Source organism: Sphingomonas folli (assembly GCF_019429525.1).
GTDB classification, from domain to species: Bacteria; Pseudomonadota; Alphaproteobacteria; order Sphingomonadales; family Sphingomonadaceae; genus Sphingomonas; species Sphingomonas folii.
Window position 1 is genome coordinate 60,190 of record NZ_JAHXZL010000007.1, and the last position, 15,054, is coordinate 75,243.

At 72.9% G+C, this 15,054-nt stretch carries 13 protein-coding genes; 4 read left to right on the forward strand and 9 right to left on the reverse strand.

Annotation, left to right across the window (positions count from 1 at the left end; translation table 11 throughout):
- The first annotated feature begins 113 nt into the window (after positions 1-113).
- Positions 114-1,358, forward strand: a complete 1,245-nt coding sequence (gene hemA, locus KZ813_RS11865) for a 5-aminolevulinate synthase (RefSeq protein WP_219755201.1) — start codon at positions 114-116, stop codon at positions 1,356-1,358.
- A 333-nt stretch (positions 1,359-1,691) separates the two neighbouring features.
- On the opposite strand, the gene KZ813_RS11870 is transcribed toward hemA, so the two are convergent.
- Positions 1,692-2,855, reverse strand: a complete 1,164-nt coding sequence (locus KZ813_RS11870) for a BaiN/RdsA family NAD(P)/FAD-dependent oxidoreductase (RefSeq protein WP_219755202.1) — start codon at positions 2,853-2,855, stop codon at positions 1,692-1,694.
- A 147-nt stretch (positions 2,856-3,002) separates the two neighbouring features.
- Complete coding sequence (locus KZ813_RS11875) at positions 3,003-6,419, reverse strand: amidohydrolase family protein (RefSeq protein WP_219755203.1); 3,417 nt, start codon at positions 6,417-6,419, stop codon at positions 3,003-3,005.
- 160 nt (positions 6,420-6,579) lie between these two features.
- On the opposite strand from KZ813_RS11875, the gene KZ813_RS11880 reads away from it, so the two are divergent.
- Positions 6,580-7,323: a Crp/Fnr family transcriptional regulator gene (locus tag KZ813_RS11880; protein WP_308461873.1), complete on the forward strand. Its 744-nt coding sequence runs from the start codon at positions 6,580-6,582 to the stop codon at positions 7,321-7,323.
- A 167-nt stretch (positions 7,324-7,490) separates the two neighbouring features.
- Here the strand turns inward: KZ813_RS11880 and KZ813_RS11885 are convergent, their stop codons facing one another.
- The 6 genes from KZ813_RS11885 to murI form a co-directional block, all read right to left on the reverse strand.
- Complete coding sequence (locus tag KZ813_RS11885) at positions 7,491-8,129, reverse strand: trimeric intracellular cation channel family protein (protein ID WP_219755204.1); 639 nt, start codon at positions 8,127-8,129, stop codon at positions 7,491-7,493.
- A gap of 11 nt (positions 8,130-8,140) precedes the next feature.
- Complete coding sequence (locus KZ813_RS11890) at positions 8,141-8,524, reverse strand: PaaI family thioesterase (protein ID WP_219755205.1); 384 nt, start codon at positions 8,522-8,524, stop codon at positions 8,141-8,143.
- A complete protein-coding gene (locus KZ813_RS11895) occupies positions 8,521-8,970 on the reverse strand; it encodes a PaaI family thioesterase (RefSeq protein ID WP_219755206.1) in 450 nt (149 codons plus the stop codon). Before KZ813_RS11895 ends, KZ813_RS11890 begins: the two co-directional genes overlap by 4 nt.
- A 262-nt stretch (positions 8,971-9,232) precedes the next feature.
- On the reverse strand, positions 9,233-10,348 hold the full coding sequence (locus tag KZ813_RS11900) for an RluA family pseudouridine synthase (RefSeq protein WP_219755207.1): 1,116 nt from the start codon (positions 10,346-10,348) through the stop codon (positions 9,233-9,235).
- The gene (gene crcB / locus KZ813_RS11905; protein WP_219755208.1) at positions 10,345-10,719 is read right to left on the reverse strand and encodes a fluoride efflux transporter CrcB; all 375 of its coding nucleotides are present in this window, start codon (positions 10,717-10,719) and stop codon (positions 10,345-10,347) included. Before crcB ends, KZ813_RS11900 begins: the two co-directional genes overlap by 4 nt.
- Positions 10,720-10,847: 128 nt before the next feature.
- Entirely contained in the window at positions 10,848-11,630 is a 783-nt protein-coding gene (gene murI, locus KZ813_RS11910; RefSeq protein ID WP_219755209.1) for a glutamate racemase, read from the reverse strand.
- Between the two features lie 69 nt (positions 11,631-11,699).
- On the opposite strand from murI, the gene plsY reads away from it, so the two are divergent.
- Both plsY and dprA read left to right on the forward strand, forming a co-directional pair.
- On the forward strand, positions 11,700-12,365 hold the full coding sequence (gene plsY, locus KZ813_RS11915) for a glycerol-3-phosphate 1-O-acyltransferase PlsY (protein WP_219755210.1): 666 nt from the start codon (positions 11,700-11,702) through the stop codon (positions 12,363-12,365).
- A 14-nt stretch (positions 12,366-12,379) separates the two neighbouring features.
- On the forward strand, positions 12,380-13,471 hold the full coding sequence (dprA, locus tag KZ813_RS11920; RefSeq protein WP_219755211.1) for a DNA-processing protein DprA: 1,092 nt from the start codon (positions 12,380-12,382) through the stop codon (positions 13,469-13,471).
- Positions 13,472-13,668: 197 nt separating this feature from the next.
- Here the strand turns inward: dprA and KZ813_RS11925 are convergent, their stop codons facing one another.
- The gene (locus tag KZ813_RS11925; protein WP_219755212.1) at positions 13,669-14,913 is read right to left on the reverse strand and encodes a polyhydroxyalkanoate depolymerase; all 1,245 of its coding nucleotides are present in this window, start codon (positions 14,911-14,913) and stop codon (positions 13,669-13,671) included.
- Positions 14,914-15,054: the final 141 nt, after the last annotated feature.

Here is a 15,054-nt window from a genome sequence, read left to right on the forward strand (position 1 = left end):
CACTTCCCCCCTTGACCGGCGGCGGGGGTGGGACAATTTGTCCAGGCACTCGATCAGACATAGCGCTCTTCTGCGCTGGCTATCGCGGGCGGAGGGGAGTAATCGCGGGCGCCATGATCAGCGACAGCAGAGAGGCGCGCGGCGTCGACTACTCGCGCGTGTTCACGCAGGCGATCGACCGACTCCATGCCGAAGGGCGCTACCGCGTCTTCATCGACATCCTGCGCAACAAGGGCAAGTTCCCCAACGCGCGCTGCTTCGCCGGGCACAACGGCCCCAAGCCGATCACCGTCTGGTGCTCGAACGACTATCTCGCGATGGGCCAGCACCCGAAGGTGATCGCGGCGATGGAGGAGGCGCTGCACGACGTCGGCGCCGGCTCGGGCGGCACGCGTAACATCGGCGGCAACACCCACTATCACATCGGCCTCGAGCACGAGCTCGCCGACCTGCACGGCAAGGAGGCGGCGCTGCTGTTCACCAGCGGCTATGTCTCGAACGAGGCGACGCTGTCGACGCTCGCCAAGGTGCTGCCCGGCTGCATCATCTACTCGGACGAGCTCAACCACGCCTCGATGATCGCGGGCATCCGCCATGCCGGCTGCGAGAAGCGCGTGTTCCGCCACAACGATCTCGCGCATCTCGAGGAACTGCTCGCCGCCGACGATCCGGCGGCGCCGAAGCTGATCGCGTTCGAGAGCGTCTACTCGATGGAGGGCGACGTTGCCCCGGTGGGCGCGATCTGCGACCTGGCGGACAGGTATAACGCGCTGACCTATCTCGACGAGGTCCATGCGGTCGGCATGTACGGCCCGCGCGGCGGCGGGATCAGCGAGCGCGACGGCGTGGCCGAGCGGCTGACGATCATCGAGGGCACTTTGGGCAAGGCGTTCGGCGTGATGGGCGGCTATATCGCCGCCGACCGCACGATCGTCGACGTGATCCGCAGCTACGCGCCGGGCTTCATCTTCACCACCTCGCTGTCGCCGGTGCTGGTCGCGGGCGTGCTGGCGAGCGTGCGCCACCTCAAGGCGTCGACCGCCGAGCGCGAGGGCCAGCAGGCCGCCGCCGCGGCGCTCAAGGCGATGCTGCGCGACGCCGGGCTGCCGGTGATGCTGGGCGAGACCCACATCGTGCCGGTGATGGTCGGCGATCCGGTGAAGGCCAAGAAGATCAGCGACATCCTGCTCGCCGAATATGGCGTGTACGTGCAGCCGATCAATTACCCGACGGTGCCGCGCGGCACCGAGCGGCTGCGCTTCACGCCGGGGCCGGCGCACGACGAGGCGATGATGCGCGATCTGACCGCGGCGCTGGTCGAGATCTGGGACCGGCTGGAGCTGCGCCTGGCGGCGTGAGGATGCGGGGGCGGGGCGAGGCAGGGTCGATTCCTGCCCGGCACCGCACCTGCCTGGTCACGCGCCCTCTCTACCGTCATCCCCGCCTCTCATCCCGGCATTCCCGCCTCTCCTCCCGTCATCCCCGCCTCTCCTCCCGGCATTCCCGCTTCTCCTCCCGTCATCCCCGCGGAGGGCGGGGATCCAGACGCGCTGACGCGCGCGAGAAAGCGGCGCGCCAACGCCGAGGCCGTTTGACGCAGCGGTCGCGATCGATCCGCGCCCTCAGCGTGTCTGGGTCCCCGCCTCCGCGGGGAGGACGGTGTTGAAGGTGCTCTCCATGCCCTCTCCCGCTCACACCGCCTGTCCGGCGGCATAGCCGCTCGCCCACGCCCATTGGAAATTATACCCGCCGAGCCAGCCGGTGACGTCGACCGCCTCGCCGATCGCGTAGAGGCCCGGCACCTTGCGCGCCTCCATCGTCTTGGACGACAGCTCGGCGGTGGAGATGCCGCCGACGGTCACCTCGGCCTTGGCGAATCCCTCGCTGCCGTCGGGGTGGAAGCGCCAGTCCGACAGCCGGCGCTCCGCCTCGGCCAGCGCGCGGTCGCTCGCCGCGCCCAGCTCGCCCAGCCCGAGCCGCTCCGCCAGCGCCTCGGCGAGCCGCGCCGGCAATACCAGCGCACCCGCCAGCGTCGCGCGCGGGCGCGCGCGTTTGGCCTCGACGAGCCAGCCGGGCGCCGCGTCGGGGCGGAAGTCGATCGCCACCGCCTCGCCGCGGCGCCAGTAGCTCGATACCTGGAGGATCGCCGGCCCCGACAGGCCGCGGTGGGTGAACAGCGCCGCCTCGGCGAAGCGCGCCTTGCCGACGCGCGCCTCCACCGCGGTGGCGACACCGGAGAGCGCGCGGAACAGCGCCTCGCTGCCCGGCAGCGTCAGCGGCACCAGCGCGGGGCGCGGCTCGACCACCTTCAGCCCGAAGCGGCGCGCGATGTCATAGGCGACGCCGGTCGCGCCGAGCTTGGGGATCGAGGGGCCGCCGGTCGCCACCACCAGCGCCGGCGCCCGATAGGTACGCGCGCCGTGCGCCACGGTGAAGCGCGCGTCGGTGTGCTCGATCGCGCCGAGCGCGGCGCCGAGCCGGACCGTGGCGCCGCCCGCGGCGCACTCGCCGAGCAGCAGGTCGACGATCTGGCGCGCGCTGCCGTCGCAGAACAGCTGGCCCAGCGTCTTCTCGTGCCACGCGATCCCATAACGCTCGACCAGCGCGAGAAAGTCCGCCGCGGTGTAGCGGCCCAGCGCCGACTTGGCGAAATGCGGGTTGGCGGAGAGGTAGCGCTCGGCGGTGGCGTGCAGGTTGGTGAAGTTGCAGCGGCCGCCGCCCGAGATCAGGATTTTCTTGCCCGGCGCGTCGGCGTGGTCGAGCACGACGACGCGGCGACCGCGCTGCCCCGCCATCGCCGCCGCCATCAGCCCGGCGCCGCCCGCGCCGAGCACGATCGCGTCATAGTCTTCCATGCGCGCGCCGTGACATAGCGCGGCGCGCCGCGCCAGTCGGGGTGCTGTCGCTCGGGCGCGATGCAACACTTCTTCCGTCATCCCGGACCGCGTCCGGGATGACGGAAGTGAATAGACGCGGGCCATCAGCAGGCCGCGTCGGTTCCCTCAGTCCACGTCGCCGAAGCCGTGGCCGATCGTCGGCCGCCCCGCCGCGCCGCTCGTGTCGCCGGCGCGCTCCCACCAGTACGGCTGGCGCCTGCGCGTGCCGGTCGCCACCTCGTTGAGCGTGGCGGCGTCGTACAGTCGGCCGCCGAGCATCACCTGCGCCACCTTGTCGCTGTTGCGGATGTCGGCGGTGGGATCGGCGTTCAGCACCACCAGGTCGGCGAGCTTGCCCGGCTCGAGCGAGCCGACGTCTCTGGCATAGCCGAGCGAGGTGGCCGAGGCGATCGTGCCCGCGCGCAGCGCCTCGATCGGGGTCATGCCGCCGCGCACGAAGCTCCACAGCTCCCAATGCGCGCCGAGCCCCGGCTGCTGGCCGTGCGCGCCGATCGCGACCGGCACGCCCTTGTCGGCGAGCTTCTTGGCCTCGCGCGCGGTGACGCCGTCGACGTAATCGCTCTCGGGCGCGATCACGCGACGCGCGTTCTGCGCGGCGAGCAGCGCGGGCGGCGCGTGGCGCGACAGCAGGGGATGGCGCCACACGTCCGTGTGCGCGCGCCAGTACGGGTCGCCCGCCGGCCCGCCATAGGCCACCACCAGCGTCGGCGTGTAGCCCACCTTGGTCTGCGACCAGAGCTGCACCACATCGCCGTAGAAGGTCTCGAGCGGGACGTTGTGCTCGACGGTCGCGTTGCCGTCCTGCACCAGCGTCATGTCGAGCGTGAACAGCGACCCGCCCTCGGGCACCACCTCCATGTTCTCGGCCTGGGCGGCGGCGACCACCATCTGGCGCTGCTCGCGGCGCGGCTGGTTGTAGTTCTTGACGCTGTGCGCGCCCACCGCCTTGAGCCGGCGCACCACCGCCAGCGCGTCGTCGTAGTCGTCGATCTGCGCGTACACGTCGGGCGACTTGGCGCCGTAGATCACCTCGCCGGTCGAGAAGGTGCGCGGGGCGAGCACCAGCCCGGCGCGCTGCAGCTCGGCCGCGGGGAAGATCTCGGCCGAGCGCGACGAGGGATCGTGGATCGTCGTCGTGCCAAGCGCGAGATTGGCCATCGCCGACCAGTTCTGCTGCGGCACCAGCTCGTCGTCGCCCTGCGGGCCGTGCGCGTGCGCGTCGACCAGCCCCGGGATGATCGTCTTGCCGCTGACGTCGACCCTCGTCGCGCCCGCGGGGATCGTCACCGACGCGCGCGGGCCGACCGCGACGATGCGGTCACCGCGGATCAGCACGGTGGCATCGTCGACGATGCCGCCGTCCGCCGCCGCCATGGTGACGACGCGCGCGCCGGTGAGCGCGACCGTGCCCGTGGGCTTGGCCGCGTCCACCTCCATCGACAGCGACACGCCGGTGCGCGGCGGGGTGAAGGACGCACCTCTCGCTCCCTCGTCCGCCGGCGCCGCGCGGAACAGCTGCGCGGTCCGCGCGGTGTACAGCACCGGCCCCGCGCTCCAGTGGATCTGCTCGCCGCCGTTCGACCAGTGGATGAAGTCGGCGCCGTCCGCGCTGACCCGAGTCGCCGGCAGCGCGCTCCCCTTGGTGTCGACGTCGACCGCCTGCTTGCCGGGCAGCAGCGGCATCACGAACGCCTCGTAATTCTGGCGGAAGGCGACATAGTCGCCCGCGGGCGATACCTGATAGTCGTTGACCAGCTCGCCCGCGGCGTGGACCCGCTTGTTCTCGCCGGTCAGATCGGTGCTGACGAGCTGGCGCTTGCCGCCGTCGTTCGCGATCATGAAGACGCGGTCGCCGGTCGCGCCGAACTGCGGCTCGGCGGCGTCGCGCGCGACCCGCTCGGGCGCGCCGCCGCTGGCCGCGACGCGGTACACGCCGCTGCCGGGGTTGCCGCGCGGCGCGGTGAGCTCGCCGCCCTGGCCCTGCTCGAACACGATCGTCCGGCCGTCGGGCGAGAAGCGCGGCCGGCGGTAGGTGCCCGCCGCGGTGGTGACGGTGCGCGCCGCGCCCCCGCTCGCCGCCACGGTGCGGATCTGGCCGAGCGTGTCGTCGTGCCAGCCGACGAACACGATCGTCTTGCCGTCGCGCGACCAGCTCGGGAAGAGCTCGAAGCCGTCGTCGCCGCGCGTCAGCCGCTTGGCCGCGCCACCCGCGACCGGTTTGACCCAGAGCTTGCCGAGCGTCTCGAACACCACCTGGCGCCCGTCCGGCGAGACCTCGGCCCAGCGCGGCATCTTGGTGGCGAAGCGCGCGGGCGCGACCTCGACCTGGGGGTGGACCGAGTCGACCACCACGCGCGTGTCGTCGACGCGGAACGGGATCACCTCCGCCGCGCCGCCACTCGCGGGGACACGGCGTAATTTGCCACCGGCCCAGAAGACGATCGCCTCGTCGCGCGGCGTCCACGCCATGTTGGGGTAGACGCCGGTGACCGCCCAGGTCTCCTGCACGTCGCGGTCGAGCGGACCGTAGATCTTGCGCTCCTCGCCGCTGGCGAGGTCCTTGACCCACAGGCTGCTGACATTGTCGTCGCGGCGCACGAAGGCGATGCGCCTGCCGTCACGCGACGGCGTCGGTCGCACCGCGCCGCCCGCGCCCGAGACGACCGTCGTCACCTCGCCGCTGTCGAGGTCGTAGCGCTCGATGTCGAACAGGTCGGTGCGCGAGTTCTGCGCGTACTCGAAGATCGGCCCGGGCGAGACGTTGCGCGTGTAATAGACGCTCTTGCCGTCGGGCGCGTAGATCGGCTCGCCCAGCTCCTTCTGGAGCACCTCGCTGGCGCGCTTGACCAGCTGCACCCCGCCGCCGCCCGAGACATGGTAGAGCCACACCTCGCCGGTGCCGAGCGAGCGGCCGGTGGTGAAATGCTTCTTGGCGACGATGAAGCGCCCGTCGGGGCTCCACGTCGGCTGGTTGAGCAGGCGGAAGTCCTCCTTGGTGACCTGGCGCTTGTCGCCGCCGTCGAGGTTCATCACCCAGATGTTGTCGCCGCCGCCGCGGTCCGAGGTGAAGGCGATGCGCTTCCCGTCGGGCGAGAAGCGCGGCTGGTGCTCGAAGGCGAGCCCCGCGGCGACCCGGGTCGGCGTGCCGCCCGCGATCGGCAGGGTGTAGATGTCGCCGAGCAGGTCGAAGGCGATCGTCCTGCCGTCGGGCGAGACGTCGAGGTTCATCCAGCTGCCCTCGTCGGTGGCGATGCGCACCTCGCGCGTGCGTAGGCCGCGGGGCGCGTTGACGTCCCATTTGGCGGGCTTGGCCCTGTCGGTCGTGGGCGCGCCCGCGGTGGGGCGGGGCGGGGGGAGCGGGCCGGCCTGGTCGGGCAGCGGCGCGGTCGCCTGGTCCTCGGGCGCCTGGGTCTGCGCCACCGGCGGGTCGTTGGGCGGCGGGGTGACCTGCGCCGCGAGGGGAGCCGAGAGCTGGGCGGCGGCGAGGCAGAGGGCGACGGCGGTGAGAGCGCGCTGGGACATTGTGTGACGATTCCCCTTTCGCGCGGGACGTTAGAGTGTGTGACGCTGGCGGGGAAGCGCTGCGCCCGCGGATGAATTTTCCATGACATCCTAAAGTGCGTCAGAGTCTTGGCCGATCAGAGTCGGCTAGCGTAACGATTGGTCTACGCGGGAATCGTACGTGCTTCACAGCCTGCCCCTCCACCGGTTCAATGAGTCGATCGTGTTGCCGAGCGGCGATCTCGAGCGGATCCAGGCGATGGCCGAGCCGCCGATGCGGCTGGCGCGCCACGCGGTGCTGCGCCGCGAGGGCGAGGCGCCGCGCTATATCTACCTGCTGCTCGACGGCTGGGTCGCCTCCTCGGTGCTGCTGCCGGGCGGCGATCGCCAGATCACCAAGTTTCACCTGCCCGGCGACCTGCTCGGGACGCCGAGCATGTGCCTGGAGCGCACCGCCGACACGCTGACCGCGCTGACGCCGACGAGCGTCAGCCGCGTCCCGCTCGCCGCTTTCGGTGACCTGTTCCAGCGCTCGCCGCGTTTCGCCGCGGCGATGCTGCTGAGCGCGCAGCGCGAGCGTGTCGCGCTGATGGACCGGCTCGCCGCGGTCGGGCGCACGCCGGCGCTGGCGCGCGTGGCGGCGCTGCTGCTCGACCTGGCCGAGCGGCTCGGCACGCTGGGCGGCGGCGCGGTGAGCGAGTTCGAGCTGCCGGTCACGCAGGAGCAGATCGGCGACCATCTCGGGCTCACCGCGGTGCACGTCAACCGCGTCTTCCGACAGCTGGTCGAGACCGGGCTGATCGCGCGGCAGCGCCAGCGCGTCACGCTGCTCGACTGCGCGCACCTCAAGTCGGTGTCGGGGCGGCAGGAGCGCGTGCCCGCGCAGGACGTGAGCTGGCTAGCAGGGGCACAAGCGGGGGTCTGAGCGTTTCCTAGCTCCTCCCCGCTCGCGAGGAGACCAAGATCCTCCCCGGCACGGGGAGGGGGACGGCCGCGAAGCGGTGCTGGAGGGGGCTCTCCCCGTAGCGCAGCGCTCGCGGACACCCGGCTCCACTAGGCTTCGCATGGTTCCCTTCCCGTGACGGGGAGGGCCTACTCCCGTTCCCCATAAGCCGGCAGCGCCAGCTTCCACCGTATCGCCGCCGCCCGCAGCGCGAAGCCAGCGCTCGCCGCCACGCTCGCCGCGACCACCGGCGGCACACCCAGCTGGCGCAGCGCGACGTGCAGCCCCGCCGCCAGCGCCGCCGCGGTGACGTACAGCTCGGGGCGCATCAGGATCGAGGGCTCGCCCGCGAGCACGTCGCGGATGATGCCGCCGACGCAGCCCGTCACCACCCCCATCAGCGCCGCCGGCACCGGCGGCACGCCATAGCCCAGCGCCTTGGCCACGCCATATACCGCGTAGGCGGCGAGCCCGACCGCGTCGAACCAGTCGAGCGCGGCGCCGCGCCACCAGCGCTCGGGCGTCGCCCAGATCACCGCGGCCATCACGAGGCACACCGCGGCGACCCGAGCGTCATGCACCCAGAAGACCGGCGCGCCGATCAGCAGGTCGCGCACCGTGCCGCCGCCGACACCGGTCACCAGCGCGAAGAAGGCGAGCGTCACCGGCGTCTGCGCGCGCCGCGCCGCGGCCAGCGCACCCGAGGCGGCGAACACCGCGATCCCCGCGACGTCGAGATAGGGGGCGAACGCGGGCAGCAGCACCGTGGGCTCGAGCGGCGGCGTCATCGCGCGCGGCCTCAGTCGCGCTCAATCAGGTAGTTCATCCGCGCCGCCGCGATCGGGCGGGCGCGATCGTCCTGCCACGCCACCGCCTCGACGTTGGCGACGCGCGTGCCCAGCCGCGTGATCGTCCCGGCCGCGCGGGTGACGTGATCGCGCCCCCCACGCATGAAGTCGACCGTGACGTTGATCGGCTTGACCCGACCGCCGCCCTCGCCCGCGAGCGCGTGGTGGAGCGCCGCGATCGCGGCAACCTCGAGCAGCCCCGAGATCGCGCCGCCCTGGAGGAACCCCGGGCGGCCGACGACGTCCTCCCCGAACGGCATCACGATCAGCGGCGCGCCATCGTCGCCGACCTCGAGCGCGGCGCCGAGCAGCTCGGCATAGGGCGGGAGCTTCACGGCGCCACCTTGGGATAGGTGCCGCTGGGCACCATGAAGGTGGCCGCGACATGCGCCACCGGGTCGGCGAGGTCGCCGTCGTGCGCGATGCCGCGCGTGAAGGCGATCGAGCGCGCCACGCGCAGGCACTCGGCGCGACCGATCACGGTCTGGCCGGGGCGTGCCGGGCGGAGATAGTCGATCCGCAGGTCGAGCGTGGCGTGCGGCGCGAAGGCGGCGATGCGCTGCCACACCGCGATGCTGGTCGCCACGTCCATCAGCGCGATGATCGGCCCCGAGGCGAGCACGCCGCTGTCCTCGTCGCCGACCAGGTCGGGCGAGAAGGGCAGCGCCAGCTCGACCCAGCCGGGGCCGCGATCGTGGTAGCGGATGCCCAGCCGCGCGCTGTGCCCGCCGAAGTTGCGGCTCTGGAGCGCCTTGAGCGCGGCGGCCGGGTCGAGGTCCATGCCCCAGCGTCTACACGGGCGGCCGAGCGGTGCAACCGGGGGCTGGGCCTGCCCGGCCGATCCGCGGCGGGAGCCGGCGCGATGGCAAGGCTCGCCTACCCCACCGGCGTCATCCTGAACTCGTCTCAGGATCCACTGGTCCGCAGGTGCCGCGATGCCTGCGCACGCGGCGAGGTAGATCCTGGGATGAGCTCAGGATGACGCCAGCGAGAGGCTGAACGTCGCGCAACGCCCGGGCGTCGAAGCACGCCCGCTACACCCCTCACCCGCGCCTGGTGCCGCGCCGACCCTCGCCACCCGCGCGCGCGCGCCGCTCGCCGCGGCGCTCCTTGCGCACCGTCTTGGCATGCGCCCGCGCGCGCGCCTTCTTCTCCTCGCGGGTCGGCGGGGCGCGCTCGTCGAGCGGCATCATGTCGCCCGCCATCGCCTCGAAGCCGAGCGACGCCAGGCTCTCCGCGAGGTGCGACGGCAGCTCGGCGGTGACGTCGATCTCGCCGCCGTCGGGATGGTCGACTCGGATGCGCCGCGCGTGGAGGTGCATCTTGCGGCTGATCCCCCCGGTGAGGAACGCCGCCGGGCCGCCGTATTTGCCGTCGCCCACGATGGGATGGCCGATCGCGGCCATATGGACGCGCAGCTGGTGCGTGCGCCCGGTGAAGGGCTGCAGCTCGACCCAGGCGGCGCGGTTGCCCGCGCGCTCGATCACGCGGTAGCGCGTCCGCGCCGCCTGGCCCTCGGCCTCGTCGACGTGCATCTTCTCGCCGCCGGTGCCGGGCTGCTTGGCAATCGGCAGCTCGACCATGCCGTCGTCGATCGACGGCACGCCGACGATCAGCGCCCAATAGACCTTCTTCGCGGTGCGCCCCGAGAAGGCCTTAGCGAAGAAGCCCGCGGCGCGCGCGGTGCGCGCCACCAGCAGCGCGCCCGACGTGTCCTTGTCGAGCCGGTGGACCAGCTTGGGCCGACCCTGCGACTCGTCCTGCAGCGCGTCGAGCAGCCCGTCGACGTGCGCCGTGGTCTTGGTGCCGCCCTGCGTGGCGAGGCCGGGGGGCTTGTTGAGTACCAGCGCCTGCGCGTCGCGGTGGATCACCAGCTCGCGCGCGAAGGCGATCTCGTCGTCGCTGAGCGGCGCGCGCTGGCGCTCGGGCTTGGCGTCGACGCGGACCGGCTCGGGCGGTGGCACGCGCAGCACCTGTCCGGCCTGGACGCGGTCGCCCGGGCCGACTCGCGCGCCGTCGAGGCGGAGCTGACCGGTGCGCGCCCATTTGGCGACGGTGGTGAAGCTGGTGCCGTCGAGGTGGCGCTTGCACCAGCGGTCGACGCGGATGCCGTCGTCGTCGAGCGCGACGGTGAACTGGCGGACGCCCTCGCCGCTCATGCCGCCACCCGCACCAGCGCGAGCCCGGCGAACACCGCCGCGATCGCGCCGACCACCGAGACCAGGGCGTAGCCGAGCGCGCCGAGCGCGGCGCCGCGCTGGATCATCGCAGCGGCGTCCAGCGCGAAGGCGGAGAAAGTGGTGAAGCCGCCCAGCGCGCCGACGCCGAGCAGCAGCCGCCACTGGTCGCTGCCGCCCGTGCGCGCGAGCGCGCCGACGAGCAGCCCCATCAGCAGCCCGCCGACGAGGTTGACGGTCAGCGTGCCCCAGGGCCAGCCGGGTCCGAGCGCGGCGGTCATCGCGCGCCCGGTCAGGTAGCGCCCGGCGGTACCGACCGCGCCGCCCGCCATGACGAGAAAGAGGGAGTTCATCGCGCCCCCCTAGTCCTTTTCGCTGACCAAGGAAATCGCGGGCAGACGAGGGCGTCGCGCGATCGCCGGAGCCGGCGGACGGGAGCGGGCGAACGGGGGCGGGGGGATCGCGTAGGCCGGCGCTTCGGCTACAGCGACTCTACCCTGGCGAAGTCCAGTCCTGCCGCGACGCGGCGCTCGTGCTCGCCCAGCCGGGTGAACACCAGTACGTCCGGTCCCTTCGCCCAGTCCTGCCCCGCGGTGAGCGACGCGATCCGCCGCGCGATGCCGGGGCCGCCGTCGACGAAGCGTACCCCTGCCGGCGCCGCCGCGGCGAGCTCGTCGCCCAGCAGCGGGAAATGCGTGCAGGCGTTGACCACCACGTCGATCCGGTCGCCGCCGGGCTGGTGGAACAGCCCCGCCAGCGCCTGCGCCACCGCCGCCGGCGCGGGCGCCGCGCGCGCCAGCTTGGCCTCGGCCAGCTCGACCAGCGCGGCCGAGCCGTGGCGCAGCACCAGGCAGTCGCCCGCGAAGCGCGCCGCGAGGTCGTCGACATAGGGCTGGCGCACCGTCGCCTCGGTGCCGAGCACGCCGATGACGCGGCTGACGCTCATCAGCGCGGCGGGCTTGATCGCGGGCACGGTGCCGACCACGGGCACGTCGAGCGCGGCGCGCACCGCGGGCAGAGCGATCGTCGAGGCGGTGTTGCACGCGATCACCGCCAGCCGCGGGCGATAGCGCTCGACCAGCCGCCCCAGCAGCGCCGGCACGCGCGCCGCGATCTCGCTCTCCGCGCGCGTCCCATACGGGAAGCCGGCCGAGTCGGCGGCGTAGACGATCGGCGCGTGCGGCAGCAGCGCGCGCGTTGGGGCCACCACCGAGAGCCCGCCCACGCCCGAGTCGAAGAACAGGATCGGCCGCGCGTCGCTCATCGCCCGCGCGCTTAGGGCCTCTCCCCGCCGTCGGCAACGCCGCGCGCGCCGGGTGGTAGCGTACCCGAAATGTTTCGGTTAGAGAGGGGGCCGAATGGGGGACCGGAGCTGACCGCCGAACTCGTCTGGACGCTGCCCGCGGCCGCGCTGCTGCTGGGCTATCTGCTGGGATCGATCCCGTTCGGGGTGCTGCTCACCCGCGCGTTCGGCGCCGGTGACCTGCGGCAGATCGGCTCGGGCAACATCGGTGCCACCAACGTGCTGCGCACCGGGCGCAAGGGCCTGGCCGCGGCGACGCTGCTGCTCGATCTCGCCAAAGGCGCCGCGGCGGTGCTGCTGGCGCGCTGGTGGCTGCCGGGCGCCGAGCCCTATGCCGCGGCGGCGGCGATGGTGGGGCATTGCTATCCCGTGTGGCTGCGCTTCCGCGGCGGCAAGGGCGTGGCGACGCTGATGGGCGTGGCGCTGGCGCTGTACTGGCCGCTCGGCGCGGTGTTCGCGCTGCTGTGGCTCGGGCTGCTCGCGCTGGTGCGTATCTCCTCGCTCGCCGGCATGGTGGCGGCGATCAGCACGCCGGTCGCCGCGGCGGTGCTCGACGAGTTCGACCTCGTGCCGCTGCTGATGGGCCTGGCGGCGCTCGTGCTGTGGAAGCATCGCGCCAATATCGCACGGCTGATCGACGGCACTGAGCCGCGCGTCGGCCGCTCCGCCTCGACCGACGCGGCCGAGCAGGGGTAAGAGGCCGCCCGGGCATGGACGAGGCGGCGGAACGTTCGGCGCGGCTGCGGCTGATCCGCACGCCCTCGATCGGCCCGATCGGCTACCGCCGCTTGCTCGCGCGCTTCGGCTCCGCCGCCGTCGCGATCGAGGCTCTACCCGAACTGGCGCGGCGCGGTGGCGGCCGCGCGCCCGCCGTGCCGGCACCCGACACGATCGAGCGCGAGCAGGCGCTGATCGAGAAGCTCGGCGCGCGTCACCTGCTGCTGGGGGACCCCGAATATCCGCCGCTGCTCGCCGAACTCGACGATGCGCCGGCGGTGCTGACGCTGCGCGGCGACCTCGCGCTGGCCGCGCGACCGACCGTGGCGATCGTGGGCGCGCGCGACGCCTCGGCCGCGGCGTGCCGCTTCGCGCGCGAGCTGGCGCGCGACCTCGCCGCGGCGGGGGCCGGGATCGTCTCCGGCCTGGCGCGCGGCATCGACGGCGCCGCGCATCTCGGCGCGCTGCCCGCGACGATCGGCGTGGTGGCGGGCGGGATCGACGTCGCCTACCCGCCGCAGCACGCCGCGCTGCAGGAGCGGATCGCGCGCGAGGGGCTGCTGCTCGCCGAGATGCCGCCGGGCACCGAGCCGCGCGCGCGCCATTTCCCGTACCGCAACCGCATCGTCACCGGGCTGGCGCTCGGCACCCTGGTGGTGGAGGCGGCGCCGCGGTCGGGCTCGCTGATCAGCGCGCGGCTGGCGGGCGAGCAGGGGCGCGAGGTGATGGCGGTGCCGGGCCATCCCAGCGACCCGCGCGCGCGCGGCTGCAACGCGCTGATCCGCGACGGTGCGACGCTGGTGCAGGGCGCGGCGGACGTGCTCGAGCAACTGCGCCCGCTCGACCCGCGCGCGCTGCCCCCGCGGGCCACGGCGTGGGAGAGCGTGCGCGAGCCGGCGGTCGTCTACGGCGACGTCGAGCGCGCGCGGGTCGAGTCGCTGCTCGGCGCGGCGCCGGTCGCGACCGACGAGCTGGTGCGGCAGAGCGCGCTGCCCGCGGCGCTGGTCCAGGACGTGTTGCTCGAGCTCGAACTCGCCGGGCGGCTGGAGCGCCACCCCGGCGGGCGCGTCAGCCGGTTGACGTAGCCGTGGGCGATCGCGACGCGGGCGAGCGACAGGCTGCTCCTGGAGGGCGGGGCCGGAGCCACACGCTCCTCGTCATCCCGGACCAAGTGCGGGATGACGTGGGATGGGGGGCGCACGAGAAGGTCCACCGATCGGCGGTGACAGCAGACGAGCGCGAGGGTCAGAACGATGGCCTGTTGCCCCGCGGCTCCCCTCAATCACCCATGCGCGGTGATCCACTCCTCGACCACCGGCGCGATGCGGTTCCGCCACTTCGACCCGTTGAAGATGCCGTAGTGACCGACACCCTCGGCCATGTGATAACGCTTGTGCGCGTCCGGGAGCGACGTGGCGCAGGTCAGCGCCGCCTTGGTCTGGCCCAGGCCGGAGATGTCGTCGCGCTCGCCCTCGATCGCGAGCAGCCCGACGTCGGTGATCGCGCCGAGATCGACCGGGCGGCCGCGGTGGGTCATCTCGCCGCGCGGCAGCGCGTGGGCCTGGAACACGGTGTCGATCGTCTGGAGGTAGAATTCGGCGGTCATGTCGCAGACCGAGCGGTACTCGTCGTAGAAGCGCTTGGTGGCGTCCGCGCTCTCGCCGTCCCCGGTGACCAGATGTTTGAAGAGCTCATAGTGGCTCATCATGTGGTTGCCGAGGTTCATCGTCATGAAGCCGCCGAGCTGGAGGAAGCCCGGGTACACGCGCCGCCCGGCGCCGGGGTAGAGCATCGGCACGGTGGCGATCACGTTCTGCTCGAACCAGGCGAACGGCCGCTCGGTGGCCAGCGTGTTGACCGCGGTGGGCGCCTCGCGCGTGTCGATCGGGCCGCCCATCATCGTCAGCGTGCGCGGGCGGCACGGGTGCCGGTCGGCGCTCATCAGCGCGGCGGCGGCGAGGCAGGGCACCGAGGGCTGGCACACCGCCAGCATGTGCGCGCCGCGAGGGGCCTCCGCATCGCCGGCGTCGGGGCCGATCGCCTCGAGGAAGGCGACCAGATAGTCGATGTAATCGTCGAGGTCGAACTGGCCCTCGGTCAGCGGCACCAGCTTCGCGTCGCGCCAGTCGGTGATGTAGACGTCGGCGAAGGGCAGCATCCGCTCCACCGTGCCGCGCAGCAGCGTGGCGAAATGACCCGACATCGGCGCCGCGATCAGCAGCCGCGGCCCGCCCTCGACCCCCTCGCGGCGGAAGCGCTTGAGCTGGCCGAAGGGCAGCTGGAGCACGATCTCCTCGGTCACCGCCACCTCGCGGCCCTCGACCGTCGTGGTGTCGAGCGCGAAAGCGGGCTTGCCGCGCGAGGCGGAGGCATGCGCGAACACCTCGAGCGCGCTGGCCATCACGGGGCCGCCGCCCAGATAGGCGAACGGATTGGACGGGTTGTTGAGCCAATTGGCCCCGACCGTCGCCATCGCGCTCGCCGAGGCGAGCCACGACCGCTGCCACTCATATGCGTCGTACAGCATCCGCTTCCTTCCGCCCATGAGATGGGCCTCGATCGGTCGTAATACAAAACCTACCAACAGGTAACGCACGAAGCCGGGAGGAGTGGCGATCGTGCCGCGATGGTGTCCGCGACGCCACACACGTTGAGCCGCCTGCCGGGC

Bases quoted from the DNA above. Each gene is read 5' to 3' on its own strand.
- hemA (WP_219755201.1), top strand. From the start codon at position 114: ATGATCAGCGACAGCAGAGAGGCGCGCGGCGTCGACTACTCGCGCGTG.
- KZ813_RS11870 (WP_219755202.1), bottom strand. From the start codon at position 2,855: ATGGAAGACTATGACGCGATCGTGCTCGGCGCGGGCGGCGCCGGGCTG.
- KZ813_RS11875 (WP_219755203.1), bottom strand. From the start codon at position 6,419: ATGTCCCAGCGCGCTCTCACCGCCGTCGCCCTCTGCCTCGCCGCCGCC.
- KZ813_RS11885 (WP_219755204.1), bottom strand. From the start codon at position 8,129: ATGACGCCGCCGCTCGAGCCCACGGTGCTGCTGCCCGCGTTCGCCCCC.
- KZ813_RS11895 (WP_219755206.1), bottom strand. From the start codon at position 8,970: ATGGACCTCGACCCGGCCGCCGCGCTCAAGGCGCTCCAGAGCCGCAAC.
- KZ813_RS11900 (WP_219755207.1), bottom strand. From the start codon at position 10,348: ATGAGCGGCGAGGGCGTCCGCCAGTTCACCGTCGCGCTCGACGACGAC.
- crcB (WP_219755208.1), bottom strand. From the start codon at position 10,719: ATGAACTCCCTCTTTCTCGTCATGGCGGGCGGCGCGGTCGGTACCGCC.
- murI (WP_219755209.1), bottom strand. From the start codon at position 11,630: ATGAGCGACGCGCGGCCGATCCTGTTCTTCGACTCGGGCGTGGGCGGG.
- plsY (WP_219755210.1), top strand. From the start codon at position 11,700: ATGTTTCGGTTAGAGAGGGGGCCGAATGGGGGACCGGAGCTGACCGCC.
- dprA (WP_219755211.1), top strand. From the start codon at position 12,380: ATGGACGAGGCGGCGGAACGTTCGGCGCGGCTGCGGCTGATCCGCACG.
- KZ813_RS11925 (WP_219755212.1), bottom strand. From the start codon at position 14,913: ATGCTGTACGACGCATATGAGTGGCAGCGGTCGTGGCTCGCCTCGGCG.